6 protein-coding genes and 1 pseudogene are annotated in these 17,857 nt (G+C 50.6%); all 7 read left to right on the forward strand.

All coding sequences use genetic code 11. The annotated features are described in order from the left end of the window. Positions 1–1,449 (forward strand): annotated as a pseudogene (locus tag VIM87_RS04670) (SusC/RagA family protein); the annotation flags it as partial. 12 nt (positions 1,450–1,461) lie between these two features. Next, complete coding sequence (locus tag VIM87_RS04675; protein ID WP_331995853.1) at positions 1,462–2,913, forward strand: RagB/SusD family nutrient uptake outer membrane protein; 1,452 nt, start codon at positions 1,462–1,464, stop codon at positions 2,911–2,913. Positions 2,914–2,963: 50 nt separating this feature from the next. Next, positions 2,964–3,872, forward strand: a complete 909-nt coding sequence (locus VIM87_RS04680) for a putative zinc-binding metallopeptidase (protein WP_331995854.1) — start codon at positions 2,964–2,966, stop codon at positions 3,870–3,872. A gap of 18 nt (positions 3,873–3,890) precedes the next feature. Next, positions 3,891–5,186 carry a DUF4302 domain-containing protein gene (locus VIM87_RS04685; RefSeq protein WP_331995855.1) on the forward strand — a complete coding sequence of 432 codons (1,296 nt, stop codon included), beginning with the start codon at positions 3,891–3,893 and terminating at the stop codon, positions 5,184–5,186. 51 nt (positions 5,187–5,237) lie between these two features. Next, positions 5,238–5,972, forward strand: coding sequence for a hypothetical protein (locus VIM87_RS04690; protein WP_331995856.1), 735 nt, complete (start codon positions 5,238–5,240; stop codon positions 5,970–5,972). Positions 5,973–6,020: 48 nt separating this feature from the next. Then, entirely contained in the window at positions 6,021–14,930 is an 8,910-nt protein-coding gene (locus VIM87_RS04695; protein WP_331995857.1) for a gliding motility-associated C-terminal domain-containing protein, read from the forward strand. A 16-nt stretch (positions 14,931–14,946) separates the two neighbouring features. Continuing rightward, a partial coding sequence (locus tag VIM87_RS04700; RefSeq protein ID WP_331995858.1) for a PKD domain-containing protein occupies positions 14,947–17,857 on the forward strand: 2,911 nt, incomplete at its 3' end.

Consider the following 17,857-nt stretch of genomic DNA (forward strand, 5'->3'; position numbering starts at 1 on the left):
CAGTACAACAACGGAGGTGTACCCTTCATTGACTACCGTATCCTGAAGCAAACCATAGAAGGAAATTTTCCTTATTACGGCATGAGCAAAGACTATGACCGCTTTGCCGCTTTTTATGCAACCGGCACTTATGCCTATGATGGTAAATATAACCTCACCGGCACGGCAAGGTACGATGGGTCTAACCGTCTTGGACAGTCCCGCAAGGCGCGTTGGTTACCTACTTGGAGCGTGGCAGGCTCATGGAATGTGGACAGGGAAGCTTTTATGCAAAGGGTAAACGTGGTTGACTACCTGACGCTGAGAGCCAGTTACGGCCTGACGGCCAGTATGGGGCCTGCCACCAACTCCAATATCGTATACCAAACCATTAACACCAACCGTCCGCACCTGAGCGAGGTTGAATCTGTGATCGCTTTATCGCATCTGCAGAACGATGATCTTACATGGGAAAAATTATACACCACCAACCTGGGGCTGGATGCAGGTTTATTTGACCGGCGTTTAACCCTGAACCTGGATCTTTACACCCGCCGCAGCTTTGACCTCATCAGCATTATCAAAACCTCCGGCATAGGCGGTGAAATGATGAAGGCTGCCAACTACGCTGATATGAGCTCCAAAGGCGTGGAGCTGATGATAGGAGGGAAGATCATCCGCCGCAAGGACTGGGGCTGGCGTACCAACGTAACCTTTGGTTACAACACCAACAAGATCACCAATGCCAAGAACATACCCTCCATTTTTGACCTGGTAGTAGCAGAAGGCGGCAACAAGGAAGGCTATCCCGTGCGCAGCTTATTCTCCCTGCAATACAAGGGGCTCAATGGCAATACCGGCGTGCCCACTTTCGTAAATGAGCACGGCGAAAATAAGTCCGATGTATACCTGCAGGATCTGAACACGCAACACCTCGTATATGCGGGCCCGGTAGATCCGCCGGTGAATGGTGGTTTCTCCAACACCTTCCACTACAAAGCGCTTTCCTTAAATATCTTTTTCACATACCAGTGGGGTAACAAGATCCGCCTGTACCCGGCCTTTAAATCCACCTACTCCGACCTGGATGCAATGCCCAGGGAGTTCTATGACCGTTGGGTAATGCCCGGCGATCAGAAGGCCACACAGGTGCCCTCCATTGCAGATGCTTTTGAGCAATTAGTGTTCAGCGGCTCTCACCCTTACAATAACTACAACTATTCAACAGAAAGAATAGCCAAAGGCGATTTTATCCGCTTAAAAACAGTATCGCTCACCTACCAGATGCCGCAGCCGCTGATCAAGCGCATTGGCTTAAGCAATGCCGCCATCACAGCCGCTGCCATCAATCCATGGCTCATTTATGCAGATAAGAAGCTGAAAGGGCAGGATCCGGAATTCTTTAACTCCGGCGGGGTGGCGCAGCCAATACAAAAACAATTTACGCTTTCATTAAAAGTCGGAATATAAAAAGAGGACAAGATGATAAAACAACGTATAATCTTATCTGTGATAGCCGGCCTGCTAATGTTCACCAGCTGCAGGAAATACCTGGAGCAGGTGCCCGACAGCACATGGACGGACCTCAGCACACCTGAAAAGGTAACGCGCCTGTTAGGTACCGCCTATCCGAAATCCAGCTACATCACTTTTTGCGAAGCCATGTCAGACAATGTAGCTGACAAGGGCGTAGGGCAAACAGAACGGGTGAACGAAGATCCGTTCCTTTTCCAGGATGTACGCAACGATAAGGAAGATTCGCCGGAAGCATACTGGATGGCCTGTTATAAAGCTATTGCCGCTACTAACCTGGCGCTGGAAGCCTGCGATAAAGCCGGCAATACGGAAGCCTACCGCCGCCAGCGTGGCGAAGCCCTGGTAGCCCGCGCCTATGCCCACTTTATGCTGGTAACCTTCTTCTCTAAATTTTACGATGCCGCTACAGCCGCTTCCGACCCGGGCATCCCTTATGTTACGGTGCCGGAAACAGTAGTAACTAAACAATATGAGCGTAAGACGGTAGCCTACGTCTATGAGATGATAGAAAAAGACCTGCTGGAAGGTTTGCCCCTTATCAGCGATGATGCCTATACAGTTCCACGTTATCACTTCAACCGGGCTGCCGCTTACGCTTTTGCCACCCGCTTTTACCTGTTTAAGAAAGATTATGAAAAGGTGCTGAGCTACGCTAACCAGGTATTTCCCAATAACGACTTTGGCCCTAACCTGCGGCCCTGGAACACCACCTACGCCAGCATGTCGCCGGAGCAGCTGTGGAACCAGTATACCCTGGCCACGGAAAATGCTAACCTGCTGCTGGCAGAAACTGCATCCATTTACGGCCGTTACGGCGCCCGTTATCGTTATGGGCTGGACTATGCGCATGAGATCAATATCCTTACCTACAATGTAACCGGCGGCCGTTATGTATATCCTGTATACTACTATGGCAACCAGGACTACTTTGTACCCAAGCTCAGCGAATATTTTGTAAAAGCATCTGTGAACGCCGAAATAGGCGACCCCTATGTAATGACGCCTTTGTTCACCACAGAGGAAGTGCTGTTCAACCGGGCAGAAGCCAACGTTTACCTGGGTAACAACAATGCCGTGCTGCAGGATCTGAACCTGTTTGCCAGCAAAAGGATCAGCCAGTACAATTCTTCCGCCCACATACTCACCGTTAACAAGATCCGGAACTACTATGGCATCAGCGATGTAAAGACCGCGCTGATCCAGACCATTCTTGATTTTAAACGGGCAGAGTTCATTCAGGAAGGCATGCGCTGGTTTGATCTGCAGCGCTACAAAATGCCGGTAACGCATTACACTATCACCGGGCAAACGCTGGTGCTTACTGCAGATGATAAACGCCGGGTGCTGCAGATCCCGCAATCTGCCACCAGCTCCGGTATTGCATTAAATCCAAGGTAAACGTGCACGTGTGCCCCACCTCAAAGGTGTGGCACACCTAAACCAAACATATGAAATCAATAAAAATACTCGCGCTCTTCGCATTCATCATTCTCCTGGCAGCCTGCTCCAAGAAAGATGACCTGAGCACTATAGACGATATACCCGGCCTGGGTGGCGATACCTGGGTAAAAGGCCCGCTGGATCAATGGCTGTATGATACCATCACCAAACCATACAACATTGCCGTAAAGTATAAATGGGACCAGTTTGAGTTTGAGCTGAATAAAACCCTGGTGCCGCCAAAGGAAGAAAAGGTGATACCCGTAATGTCGGCCATTAAAAAAGTATGGATAGATACTTACATGGATGAAGCAGGGGAGATCTTCTTCAAAAAATACAGCCCTAAGTTCTTCATCCTCTCCGGCAGCGCCAGCTGGAATGAGAACGGCACCATCACACTAGGCACTGCAGAAGGCGGCCGTAAAGTAGTGTTATACCTGCTGAATGATTTCCGCACCAAAAGCATGCCCGGCTATGTACCCCGCGATTCATCCACGGTAAAGCAAATGTTCCATGTAATAGAGCATGAGTTCGGGCACATCCTGCACCAGACCACGATGTATCCGCAGGAGTTCAGGCGTATCACCGCCGGTTTATACACCGGCAACTGGAACAACATTTCCGACTACGATGCCCGCCGGGATGGATTTGTAACCGCTTATGCCATGTCGGCCTACGATGAGGATTTTGTGGAAATGATCTCCACCATGCTGGTAGAAGGGAACGCCGGTTTTACAAAGATCGTGAACAGCATACCGCCCGGTGTTAGCGTTAACGGCATTCCGCAGGAAGAGGCCCAGGCCCGCCTGCGTAAAAAGGAAGCAATGGTAGTAAACTATTTTAAAACCGTATGGAAAATAGATTTCTACAGCCTGCAAACCAAAACCCGGAAAGCCATTGACCGGCTGTTGTACTAGTCTTCTAAACTCAACATCATGAAACAATATCTATTATATCTCCTCGTCATCGTCGCTACCTTCTCCGCCTGTAAAAAGGAGGATGATCCCATCTTCCCAAAATCACCGGATGAAAGGCTGAACGATACGCTCAACAAATACCAGCAAACCTTAACCGGCGCGCCTTACGGCTGGAAAGTGCTGATCTACCCGGCTGGCATACCGCACAGTGTGTTCAGCTTTTACTGCCGGTTTAATGATTCCAACCGCGTAGCTATGTTCTCCGACTTTGATGCAGCTTCTTCCATCACCTTAAAGGAAAGCAGCTACCGTTTAAAAGCATTACAGCAGCCCAGCTTATTATTTGATACCTACTCATACATCCATGTGCTCAGTGATCCGGATGGCGGTGTAAATGGCGGTGCAAACGGCCAGGGCTTGGGCTCTGATTTTGAGTTTGCGCTGAATGGCATGTCCGGCGATACGATACTGCTCACCGGCCGCTTTAATAAAAGCAAGGCCTATCTTATAAAAGCCACCCAGCAGGAACAGAAGGACTATTACAACCTTAAGCGGAACCGTGCTTTTGAGAACATCACTAAATTCCTCACCTATTTCAAACGTATCAGTGTTGGCAGCAGCCAGTATGAGATCAAGGTGAATATCTACGCGCATACCATCACCTTCAGCTGGAAAGATGCTAACGGCGTGCTGCAAAGCATGGAAGTGGGCTTTTACTTCACGGCCACCGGCGTTGCATTTTCCCCTGCATTTACAGATGGCGTTAATACCATTACCGGCCTGGAAAATATTGTATGGAATGAGAATACCCAAACGCTGAAAGGCACTGACTTTACCATTGCCGGTTTTGCCAAACCACTGGTAGTGGACAGCACGGCTGCACGCCGTTGGTGGCAGCAGGGCCTGGATCAGGAGTACTGGATTAGCCCTGATGGTTTCCATGACAATGGGGTAGATGATGCCTACCAGATCTCACAGCTGCCCGACTTTTATTTCATGGGTTACTGGCCGGCTTTTTCCGGTATAAACGGAACCCCCGATTTCCAGGGTATTGTAACCCTGCCACCGGGTGCAGGTCAGTCGCAGCTGAGCTACGGCCTTGCTTTTAGCAAACCCGCTTTTGCAGCTGACGGCCGCATCAACTTCACATTCTTGGATGCCTATGGCAATCTCCCGGAAGATCCCACACCCCTGGTGAGCACCCTCCGCAAAATGACGGATGCCGCCGGTTTTTACCTGGTGCAAACCGGGCCCAATGCCTACGATATGGTAAGTGCAAAGGATGGTAAGGCCTGGATCACATGGTTCCGTTAACAAATAATACAGATCCAATAAACCTCAAATAAAAAGTTAGAAACCAAAACGATGAAACACATAAAATATCTGATCTGCATCACAGCATTCTTTCTTTCCTGTGCTAAACAGGGGCAGGACGGAAGTTCCGGTCAAAAAGATGTAATGCCCGTACAGGCGTCCGCGTTAGCTGTAACGGCTTTCGATAATACTCCCATCGTGCTGGACCCTGCGTTTGAGAGCTGTTATGGCAATTATACGGATACCATGCGTAATGGAGCCACCCCGGGTGTGGGTTTACAAACCTTTGTAGATTGTTTGGCCCCGCACACCGATAAATGGACGCTGGGCTGGCCGGCCACAAAACCTGGCAAGTTATACCCGGAAGCGCCCATTTGTTATCCCTGCATACACCAGCTAACCAACATCAGTATGCTGCTGGACCTGTTGCAGCTGTCCGATGCCAGCGCGCCTGCGGAAACAGACCTGGTGCGCCTGTACCTGGAGCCGTATAACAACATTATTACGAAAGGTATTCTGGCTGCACCCTCTGGCACTGTTGGTACCCCGGAAGAGAAACACAGGGCGGTAATGAACTATCTGAATACCATTACCACCATTACTACCGATGAACGCACGTTCATGATCCGCTATATAGACATCCTGTTTGGCCGTTTAACGATACCAAAAACATGGGCCGAAAAGCTCTATTACCAGCTGATGAAGTTTACGGATCTCAATGGAAATGTGACCTACGTAAAGGGTCCCAGCCTTTTCCTGGGCACCATTGGCGTAACGGTGATATAATAAATATAAGCATTATCAACCCGGATCATCTTGAGAAAAACTTGCTTTATGAGAAAATACATTTTTACACCGCTGTTTAAAATAGCACCGCTCTTCTGCTGCCTGCTGTTGCTCGCCTCAAGGTCTATGGCGCAAACAGACATCAGCATCGGCACCGGCACCACCGGCAATGGCTCCACCTTCTCTTATCCCTGCCCCATGCAGGATTATTATGAAGGCAGCCGTGCGCAATACCTGTACAAAGCCTCTGAGCTCATAGCCGCAGGTATGGGCCCCGGTATGATCTCCGCCATAAAATTTAACGTGATCAGTGTAAACGGAGCGGATATTGTAGAACAGTATACGCTTAAGATCGCTACCACTGCCATCACCACCCTGGGTGCTACCAGCTGGGAAAATACCGGCAGCCCGGTATACGGCCCGGTTGATTACCAGCCCGTAGCCGGTATCAACGCCTTTACATTTACCAGTGGCTTCTTTTGGAATGGTACCGACAATATCATTGTAGAAGCCTGTAACGGCGGGGATGACTACACCACCAATCCAACCATTCCCTGGACCACGGGCCTGTCCTTCAATGGTTCCCGTTCCTATGTAGCGGACAATCAGGGTAGCCTGTGCGGCACCACAACCACCAATACCTCCGGCACAGCTACCACCCGTCCGAATATCATTTTCACCTGGACACCCGCATCCGCCTGTACCGGTACGCCCAACGCAGGCGCCGCAGTAACCAGTGTAAGCAGCGTGTGTTTAAATGAAAGCTTTAACCTGAGCTTAACCGGCGCCACCGTGGCCTCCGGTTTAAAGTATCAATGGCAGTCTTCTCCCAACAATACCACCTGGACAAACATTCCCAATGATACCACATCCGGTATCACCGCTACACAAACCGCCAGCACGTATTACCGTTGTGTGGTAACCTGCGCCAATAGCGGCTTATCCGCCAATTCGGCCAGCGTGCAGGTAGCATCGCCCACACTGGTGTCCGGCACTTTCTCCATTAACAAAACCCAACCCACCGATCCTACGGGAACGCATAACTTTAACTCTTTTAACGATGCCTATAACTACATTAAGTGCGGCATCAACGGCAATGTGATCTTTAATGTAACAGCGGGCAGCGGCACCTATACGGAGCAGCTGAACATGACCCCTGTGCCCGGCGCTTCCGCCACAGCCACTGTTACCTTTAACGGTAACGGGCAAACGCTCACATACACTTCCACCAACGGCAGCCAGCGTGCGGTGATCAAGCTGGATGGGGCCGATCACATCATCTTTAATGACCTGGTCATCACCGCAGGCGGCAGTACATCCAGCGAATATGGTTTTGGTGTGCAGCTGCTGAATAATGCGGATTCAAATGTGGTGAATAATTGTACCATCAACATTAACACCACCTCCACTTCCGAGAACTATGCAGGTATAGTTGTAAGCGCTTCCGCCACTGATGCCACCGGCACCGGCGATGCCAAATGCGACGGCAATACCTTCAGCAATAACACCATTACCGGTGGCTACTATGGTGTAACCCTGGTAGGCAGTAATAATTTTGCCAACGGCAACAACCGTTTCACCGGTAACACCATTAAGGATTTTTATAACTATGGCTTTTACCTCAGCTATTCCTTCAATGCGCTGATCAGTGGTAACACCATCTCCCGCCCGGCACGTACGGATGTGTCGGACTTTTACGGGATCTACCTCACCAACCTTAATACCAAGGATAGCATCAGCAGGAACCGTATCACCGATCCGTTTGGCGGCGCCCCCACCAGCACGGATGATTTTTACGGCGTGTACCTGACCAGTGTGGATGCATTAAGCTCCCTGGAAAACATTGTAAGCAATAACCTGATCTATAACCTTAGCGGTAGCGGCAGCGTGTTTGGTTTCTATAACAGCAGCTCCGATAACGTATATTTTTATCACAACACCCTGGCGCTGGATGGCAGCTCCTCCGGCAGCTCTTATGTAACCCGGGGCTTTAACTTTACCGGCAGCCGTATAGATGGTATTAATTTCATCAACAACATTATCACCATCACCCGCAGCGGCCCTGGTCCCAAGCACGCGTTGTACTTTGGCAATACTACCAGCACGGTGGTATCTGATAAGAACGATCTGTTTATTGCACCGGGCGTAGCCAATGCCTTCACCGGTTACTTCTCCGCCAACCAGGCTACCCTGGCCAACTGGCAGGCTGCCAGCACACAGGATGCCGGTTCACTGGCCTCTAATCCCATGTATGCATCCACCTCTACCGGTAATTACAGCCCTGTAAATGCATCTATTGATAACAAGGGTATGCCGGTGGGTATTGCTATCGATATTAATAATGCAGCACGCAGCGCCACCACGCCGGATGTAGGCGCGTATGAATTTACGCCGCCGCCCTGTACCGTGCCGCCCACACCAGGCACCGCCACTGTAGGCGCCACACCGGTGTGCGTGAACAGCCGTGTGTCCCTGGGCCTCACCGGTAACTCCGTTGGTTTAACACAAACTTACCAATGGCAGGTGGGTAATGCAGCAGCAGGTCCGTTCACGAACCTGGGCGCCCCGCTTACCAACCCCGATACCATCATTGTGGCATCACTCACTTCCTATTACCGCGTAGCAGTGACCTGTAGCGGCAATACGGCTTATTCAACAGCTGTATTGTTAACCGTAACACCAGCGTTACCCGGTGATACATACACCATTGATAAAACAGCACCTGCCGGCACGCCCAAGAACTACCTGAGCTTTGCAGCCGCCAAATCCGCGCTGGAATGCGGTATTGCAGGCCCGGTGATCTTTAACGTGGTAGCAGGCCGTACGCCTTATACCGAACAGCTGATCCTGGATTCTATTCCCGGCGCATCCGCCATTAACACGGTAACCTTTAAGGGCAACGGCAACACCATTGCTTACAGCTCTGATAATACAGATGAAAGAGCCGTGATCAAGCTGCGCCGTACCGACCATGTGATCTTTGACAGCCTGAAGGTAGATGCCTCCGGTACCGGCGACTATGGTTATGGTATACAGCTGATCAGCAATGCAGATAGCAACATTATCCGCAAGTGTGAGATCATTACCTCTACTACCAGCTCTTATGAAGACTATGCCGGTATTGTGATCAATGCAGCAGATGATGACGCCTCTACTTACGGCGCCACTCTTTGCGATGCCAACGTGATCGATCATAACACCATCACCGGTGGTTACTATGGCATTACCCTGGTAGGGGATGAGGACCTGATGCTGCTGAATAACAAGATCACCAATAACACGGTGAAGGATTATTACTCAGCCGGTATCCGCATCAGCTATACCAACAATACGCTGGTAGAAGCTAACAGCATAAGCCGCCCCACCCGTGATAACAGCAGCTATACCGTAAGCGGTATCAATACCTATGAGGCCAGCAACAAGCTGCTCATCACCCGTAACCGCATCTTTAACCCCTTTGGCGGCGAGACTGGCAGCACCAGCGATTTCAATGGCCTGTACATCCAGTACACCAGCGCCAATGGCGGAGCAGAGAACATAGTATCCAATAACGTGGTGTACAACGTTAACCACAGCGGTTACATTTACGGTATTTACAACTACTATACAGACAATACTTACTATTATCATAACACCATATCGCTGGATAACGCCGCTGTTACTACCAGCAATGCTACAAGAGGTTTCTATATAGCAGGTGATGTAGCCGGCATCCGTTTCTTCGATAACATCGTCACCATTACCCGTGGCGGTAACGGCGCCAAAAATGGTATTTATGTAAGCGGCACCAATACAGATCTTACATCTGACTATAACGACATCTACGTAAGCGGCAGCCAGAGTTACTTTGGTTACTATAACGGTAACCAGGCTACCCTGGCCGACTGGAAAGCCGCTAACTTCCAGGATGAGCACTCCATTAGCATAGACCCGGTTTATTCCGATGTGCCGAATGGCAACCTGGCCCCGGTAATAGCCCCGCTGGATAATACCGGCACACCGGTAGGCATTACCAACGACATACTGGCCGTAATACGCAGCACCAGCAAGCCTGACATGGGCGCGTATGAAATAAGCATACCGCCTTGCGTAGCGCCGCCTAATGCCGGAACAGCCGTAGCCAACCCGGCAACCAATGTTTGTATGGGCGCCACCATTGCGCTCACACTCAACGGTAACACTACCGGTGGCGGACAAACGTACCTGTGGCAGAGTGGTAAAACTGCCACCGGCCCATGGCGCGCCATCAGCGAAACCCGCTATGTGAAAGATTACAAGACCGAGCTGACAATGGAGAACTACTTCCGTTGCCTGGTGATCTGCGGTGGAGATACTGCTTACTCCGTACCCGCACACGTGAACATGAATGCGCCGCTGTTATCCGGTAACTATACCATTAACCCGGCAGCACCGGTAAGCGCCACCAACTTCCAGTCATTTACACAGGCAGTAGCAGCCCTGGATTGCGGTATAGCCGGTTGGGTAACCTTTAACGCATACCCCGGCACGTATACAGAACAGATACGCATGCACAAGGTGCCCGGCGCCACAGATACCAGCCGCGTTACTTTCCAGAGCCGTGATCATGCCGCAGCTTCCGTAACCTTAACCTTCAACGGAACAAGTGCAGCTAATTATGTGCTGAAGCTGGACAGCGCCAATTACATTACCTATAAGGAGATCACTATAAAGTCAAACGGCGCCAGCAATGGCCGCGCCATAGAGCTGGCCAGCACCAGCTCTTACGACAGCATTAAGAACAATATTGTAACAGCGCCCGCCGTAACCAGCAGCACTACCAATGTAGTGGGCATTTATGCAGATGATCTGAAGGGTGAGCAGAATGTGATCAAAGGCAATACCATCAACAACGGCAGCAGCGGGATCTATATCTCCGGCACCTCCGATGCGGAACATGTATCTGCCCTGGTAATAGATAGCAATACTGTCAATAATGCATACCAGTATAACATTTACACCTATTACACCAACAATGTAAAGGTGAACAGGAACACCATTAACATTACAGCGCCGCGTGCCGGCAGTTCCTACGGTATTTACACCGCTTACAGCGATACCGCTTTTGAAGTGAACAACAACGCCGTGAACATCCGTAATACTACCAGCACTATTTATGGTATTTACACTTACTATAGTGATGGTACTTCCCTGCAGCCCGGTAAAGTAGTGGGCAATAAAATAAAAGCCATTACCGGCAACACCGGTTCACTGTACGGCCTGGAAAACTATTACAGCAGCTACATAGATGCGGTGAACAACGTAGTAAGCGTTAAAACCAGTGGCAGCAATGCCTACGGACTGTATGGCTATGGCGATGAATTTGTGAATTACTACAACAACAGCGTACAGAACGCATCAACCGGCACGGGCAGCTCCAATGCAGCAGCATACTTTGACCCCAATGCAGCCGTGAAAGCGCGCAACAACATTTTTGCGCACACGGCCGGTGGTAAAGCCATGTACTTCCCGAACGATCCGGATAACTTTAACAGTGATTACAATACCCTGTACACCACTGGTACAGTACTGGTGTATGCCAGCACGAATTACAATTCCTTACAGCAATGGCGTACCGGAGCCGACCTGGATGTAAGCTCCATAGTATACAAACCCGCCTTTACAGACGATAGTACCCTGGCGCCTGCCATCACAGTACCGGATGTATGGGCTATACACGGCCGCGGTGTACAGGTGCCCGGCAACGACCGTGATATTAATTTAAAGCCGCGTCCCACTACCCTCATAGGAGGCGTACCGGATATGGGTGCATATGAGTTCCTGCCCACAGTGGCGCCGCCGGCATTACCCGGCACACCAGCTGCCCCGGCGCCTGGCGTAACGCAAACCTTTATGTTCGGTACCGATACCGTAACTAAAATAACCTGGGGCCCCGCTGTACCGGATACCATTACCGTTAAAAGGTACTCCGGCGTAATACCGCCCAAGGTAGATACCGCCAAAGAGTTCATGTACTTCTACACGGAAATTGCTGCACCGCAGCCCTACAGCTTTGGCATACAGCAGTACTACGTGGATTCCTGGCAGGGCCGCTTTAAGAAGCAGGCAGATATTCGTTTAGGCAGAACCGTGGATACCTCCAATACCTGGGTGGTGAATGACAGCAGTAAAGTGATAGATGCCTACAACATTATCTCCGACACCAGCCTTAATTACCTGAACAAATTCACCGGTCTTAAAGGCCACCTGCCTGATCCTCCGTCAGTGATACAACCTGCAGACAGCTCTAACAGGGGCACCCGCTTCTGGGTAGGTTATGGCCACCACCAGTTCTTTGGCAGTGGCAACAGCCAGGATATGGTGCTGTACCTGAGCGCAGAAGACAGCGCCAATGTAGTGGTGCGCATTAACGGCACCTCATGGGAAAAACAATACCATATACCATCCAACACGGTTATCAGCAGTGACCTGATACCAAAAGCAGGCCTGTCAGATGCCCGCCTGTTATCAGAAGGCTGGTCAGATAAAGGCATCAGCATAGAAAGCGATGTGCCCATTGTAGCCTACGCGCACATCTACGGCAGCGCATCATCCGGCGCCACCATGCTGTTACCGGTAGGCACCTATGCATATGATTATTACACCCTGGAATCTAAACAGAACTATGGAACAGATACCTATTCCTGGTTCTATGTAATAGCAGATTATGACAACACTGCAGTAGAGATCACCCCCTCCAACCCTTCACTGGGTGGCCGTGTAGCAGATGTGCCCTTTACCGTAACGCTGAACAAAGGTGAGGTGTACCAGGTATTAGGCGCGCTCAAATCCGGCTCTGACGGGTATGACCTTAGCGGCAGCCATATTAAGTCCGTATCCAACTCCGCAGGTAAGTGTTACCCGGTAGCGGTGTTCTCCGGCAGCAGCCGTACCCGCTTTGGTTGCGGCGGTCCGGAAGGTGGTGGTGATAACCTCATCCAGCAGAACTTCCCGTCACAGGCATGGGGTAAGAACTACCTCACCGCACCTACTTCTGTAGATGATGATCCGGCCACATTCATGACCAACATTTACCGCGTGCTGGTAAAAGATACCGCCACCGTTGTAAAAAGGAATGGCGTAACCCTCACCGGTTTGATCAACAAACGCTACTACGAATACTATAGCGACAGTGCCGATTACATTACGGCCGATCAGCCGGTAATGGTAGCACAGTACATGTCATCCACAGGCGGCTGCGATAACACCGGCGGCCTGGGTGATCCGGAAATGATCTATGTAAGCCCCATTGAGCAGGGCATTAATAAAGTAGGCCTCTACCGCAATACAGAGGAATCAATTGAAGTGAACTATTTAACGCTCATAATACCCACAGCCGGCGTAAGCAGCCTGCTCATAGATGGCAACAACATCTTTGACCATGTATATGCGCATCCTAACCTGCCCGGTTACACGGTAGTAATAAAACGCTGGGATGCAGACACGGCCCAGTGTATTGTAACAAGCGATTCAGCCTTTACCGCCATCACCTATGGCCTGGGCAGCGTGGAAAGCTATGGATTTAACGCCGGTACGCTGGTGAAGAACCTGAACAGCAGGCCATCCTTTAACAACGTATACGACAGCAGCGGCATAGCCAATGATTACACCTGCGCTAAAACACCGTTCCGCTTCTCCATGTTGTTATCGCTGAAACCATCCACCTTAACCTGGCAGTTCAGCAAGGTGGCTAACCTTACCTCCAGCCGGGATGTAACACAGCAAAACCCCGTACCGGTTGATTCTTCGATCGTGAACGGCCGCAAATACTTCCGCTTTGTGGTAGACAGTAACTATGTGTTCAGCGCACCAGGTACTTATTATGTACCCATTGTAATGACGCACCCGGATATCGAAAGCTGTAACAACAGCCTGGAAACCATCCTGCCCATTAAGGTAATAGCCGCACCGGTGGTTGACTTTACCGTAGCATACTCCGGTTGTGTGGGTGATACCGCGCAGTTCCGCGGCAACGCTACCACTGCAAATGGTGTAGGCATCAGCTCCTGGAAATGGGAATTTGGCGACAGCGATACCGCCACTATAAAAGACCCGCTGAAGAAATACAATGCACCGGGCACTTATAATGTGAAGCTGAGCATTATTGCCGCAGAAGGCTGTATAGGCGATACCACCTTACCGGTAACCGTAAATGCAGCACCCGCTGTAGCGCTGGTAAAAGACAGCCTCACTGTATGCGCCGGCTCCAATGTAACCTTTGATGTACAGAACCCGGATGCAGATGCTACTTATAACTGGTATAGCGCCGCTACCGGCGGCACGCTTCTGGGCAGCGGTACCAGCTTAACAATACCCAACATTACCGCCACCGGCAGCTATTATGTGGAAGCTGTAAAAGATGGTTGTACAGGCGCCAGCCGCAAGCGTGCATACGTGACCGTATTCCCGCAGCTCACTACACCGGTAGCGCAGATAGATACCATCGGTGTAAACATGATCCGCTTCAAATGGGCGGCCGTGCCTAACGCCACCGGTTATGAAGTATCCATAGATGCCGGTTCAAACTGGATGCAGCCATCCTCCGGCCCCAACGGCTTAACACACACCGTATCCGGTTTACAGCCTGCACAGGAAGTAACGCTGATCGTAAAAGCCAAAGGCTGTGAAGACAAGATCTCCGCACCGGTAAGCGGTAAAACCCTGCCGGACGGCATCTTCATCCCCAATGCCTTCTCACCGAACGGTGATGGTTTGAACGATGTGCTGCGCGTGTATGGTTATATCATCAAGGACATTCACTTCATGATCTTTAACCAGTGGGGCGAGAAAGTATTTGAAACAAATACGCAGACAAGAGGCTGGGATGGCGTGTACAAAGGCAAAGCGCAGCCCTCAGGTGTATACATCTATGTGTGCAAGCTGCAGCTCACAGATGGAACCATGGTAGAAAAGAAAGGCGCCATTAACCTGATCCGGTAATGTAAAAATGACGACCATGCTGAAGAACATAACCTATCAAACCATTATTTGCCTGGCCGGGCTGCTGTTCATAAGCACAGCAGCCCACACCCAGAACCTTTCCAACAAAGGGAAAGAGTTCTGGGTGGCTTACGGCCATCACCAGTTCATGGAACCCGGTATGGACAATAGCCAGGAAATGGTGCTGTACCTGAGTGCAGAACAACCTGCCACCGTAACCGTAAATATTTTCGGCACGGCCTGGACAAGAACCTATAACATACCTGCCAACACGGTAATAGCCACAGAACCTATACCCAAAGCAGGTTTCTATGATGCCCGACTATATTCACCACCACCGTCCTTTGGCGGTACCGGTGGGGAAGGGGTGTTCACCAACAAAGGCATTCATATTGTAAGTGATGTACCCATCGTATCCTATGCCCACATTTATGGCAGCGCTTCATCCGGCGCCACCATGCTCATGCCCGTTGAAACATGGGGTTATTCCTATGCATCCCTCAACAGCCAGCAGGAGTATTCCGACAACTGTTTTTCCTGGTTGTTTGTAATAGCAAAGGACGATAATACCATGATAGAGATCACACCCTCTGTACCCAGCCGTAACGGCCGTGTACCAGGTGTGCCCTTTACGCAGGTATTGAACAAAGGCCAGGTATACCAGCTCATAGGCGCCTCTTTAGGCGGCGGCGCGGGCAATGTGCTCACCGGCACCAAGGTGAAATCCATTGGCAATGCCGCAGGCAACTGTTTTCCCATAGCCGTGTTCTCCGGCAGCAGCCGCACCTATATTAACTGCGTCGGCGGTTCCCCGGGTGGTGGCGATAATAATATCCAGCAGATCTTTCCATCGCAGGCCTGGGGTAAGCTGTACTTAACAGCGCCTACCTCTACCAGCGACAGGGCCAATAGCTTTCATACCAACATTTATAAAGTGCTGGTAAAAGATCCCGCCACGGTAGTGAAGAAGAACGGGATCGTATTAGGTGGTTTTATACCTGCCAGCTCATCTTACGAATTTGAAAGTAATACAGCCGATGTAATAGAAGCCGATAAACCCATACTGGTAGCGCAGTTCATGTCGTCAACAGGCGGCTGCCCCAATACCAGTGGCCTGGGCGATCCGGAAATGATGTACCTGAGCCCCCTGGCGCAGGCCATTAACCAGATAGGCTTTTACCGTAACACGGAGGAAAGTATTAATGTGAACTATCTCACCCTTATTATTCCTACCAATGGTGTGCCTTCCCTTAGTATAGATGGTGCGCTCAATGCCGCTACTTTCACTTACCCGCACCCTAACCGTCCCGGTTATACGGTAGTGGTAAAACGCTGGACCGCCGCACAGGCACAGTGTATTGTGAAAAGTGATTCCGCCTTCACCGCCGTTACCTATGGCCTGGGCAGCGTGGAAAGTTATGGTTACAACGCCGGTACGCTCATCAACAACCTGAACGTAGTAGGCGCCATCCACAATTCCCTGGATTCATCTTCCACCACTAATGATTTTACCTGTAACAACACGCCGGTAGAGCTTTCGGTGCTCATTGCCTACCAGCCCACCAAAATGGTGTGGAAGCTAAGCCAGCTGGGCGGGGTAGTAGCTCCTAATGCCGATGTAACGGACAATGCGCCGGTAAGCAAAGGCACGGTGCTGGTAGATGGGGTACCTTATTACAAGTATACACTGCCGCAGCAGTACACCTTTAATACCATAGATACTTTTGAAATACCCATCCTTACCACGCACCCGAGCATAGAGAATTGTAACAACACGGAAGAGGTGAAGTTCAGGGTGATCGTGAAAGGAAAGCCACGCCCTAACTTTACGTATACCCATACCGGTTGTACGCTGGATACGGTATATTTTAAAGGCGATACCAGCAGCCTCAATGCATACAAAATAGACCGCTGGAAATGGCAGTACCCCGGCCCTGTGCTGGATAGCGGGCGAATGGTGCAGCGGGTATTTGCACCCGGCACGCAGAACGTAAAGCTTACCGCCATTTCAAAAGAAGGTTGTGTGGGCGATACTACCATCGCCATCGTGATCCGTCCTAAACCCGTGGCCAGCTTCAATACCGCCACTAATGCCGTGTGTGAAGGCGGCAGCATTGCGGTTACAGATAACTCTACTTTTGGCGGCCCGGCCCCCATTAAAACCTGGTACTGGGATTTTGGGAACGATACCACGCGCTCCGTTACCACCAATGCAGCGCAAACAGCTAACTACAAAGGGTATAATACCTATACCATTAAGCACCTAGTAAAGGTAAGCGACCGTTGTATCAGTGATACGGCCACTAAAACCGTGACCGTATACGCCAAACCGCAGCTGGGCTTTACCTACCCGCTGAACTGCTTACCGGTAGATGGCATTGTGCAGTTTAACAACACCACCACCGCACCGGATGGGCAGGCCATCAGCACCTACGCCTGGAACTTTGGCGACAGCACCGCCACACCGGCCAATCCCAATACTTCCGACGTAGCCAACCCAACACATACTTATACCCGTTACGGAGTTTATAAGATCAAATACACAGCTACTACCGCCAATGGTTGTACGAAGGATACTACCGTTTCCGCCACCTTTAACCTGAAACCGGCCCTGGCCTTCTCTGCGCTCACCGCTGTATGCGAGAATGTGAAAACGCCGGTGTCTGTAGCAAAAGGCAGCGTAACCAATGGGGTAGCCGGTACCGGTACTTACCGCGGGCCGGGCGCCAATGCCGTGGGTAACTTTAATCCCGCTACAGCAGGCCCGGGCACACATACCATCTGGTACGTGTTCACCACCAACGGCGGCTGTAAGGATTCTATTTCAAAGACCATTACAGTATATCCCAAACCAGTAGCCGCATTTGCCGCTACCGCCAGCCTTTGCCAGGGCCAGGTTGCTACCATTACAGATAACTCTACCATTC

The sequence above is a fragment of the Chitinophaga sp. genome (assembly GCF_036569125.1).
GTDB lineage: Bacteria > Bacteroidota > Bacteroidia > Chitinophagales > Chitinophagaceae > Chitinophaga.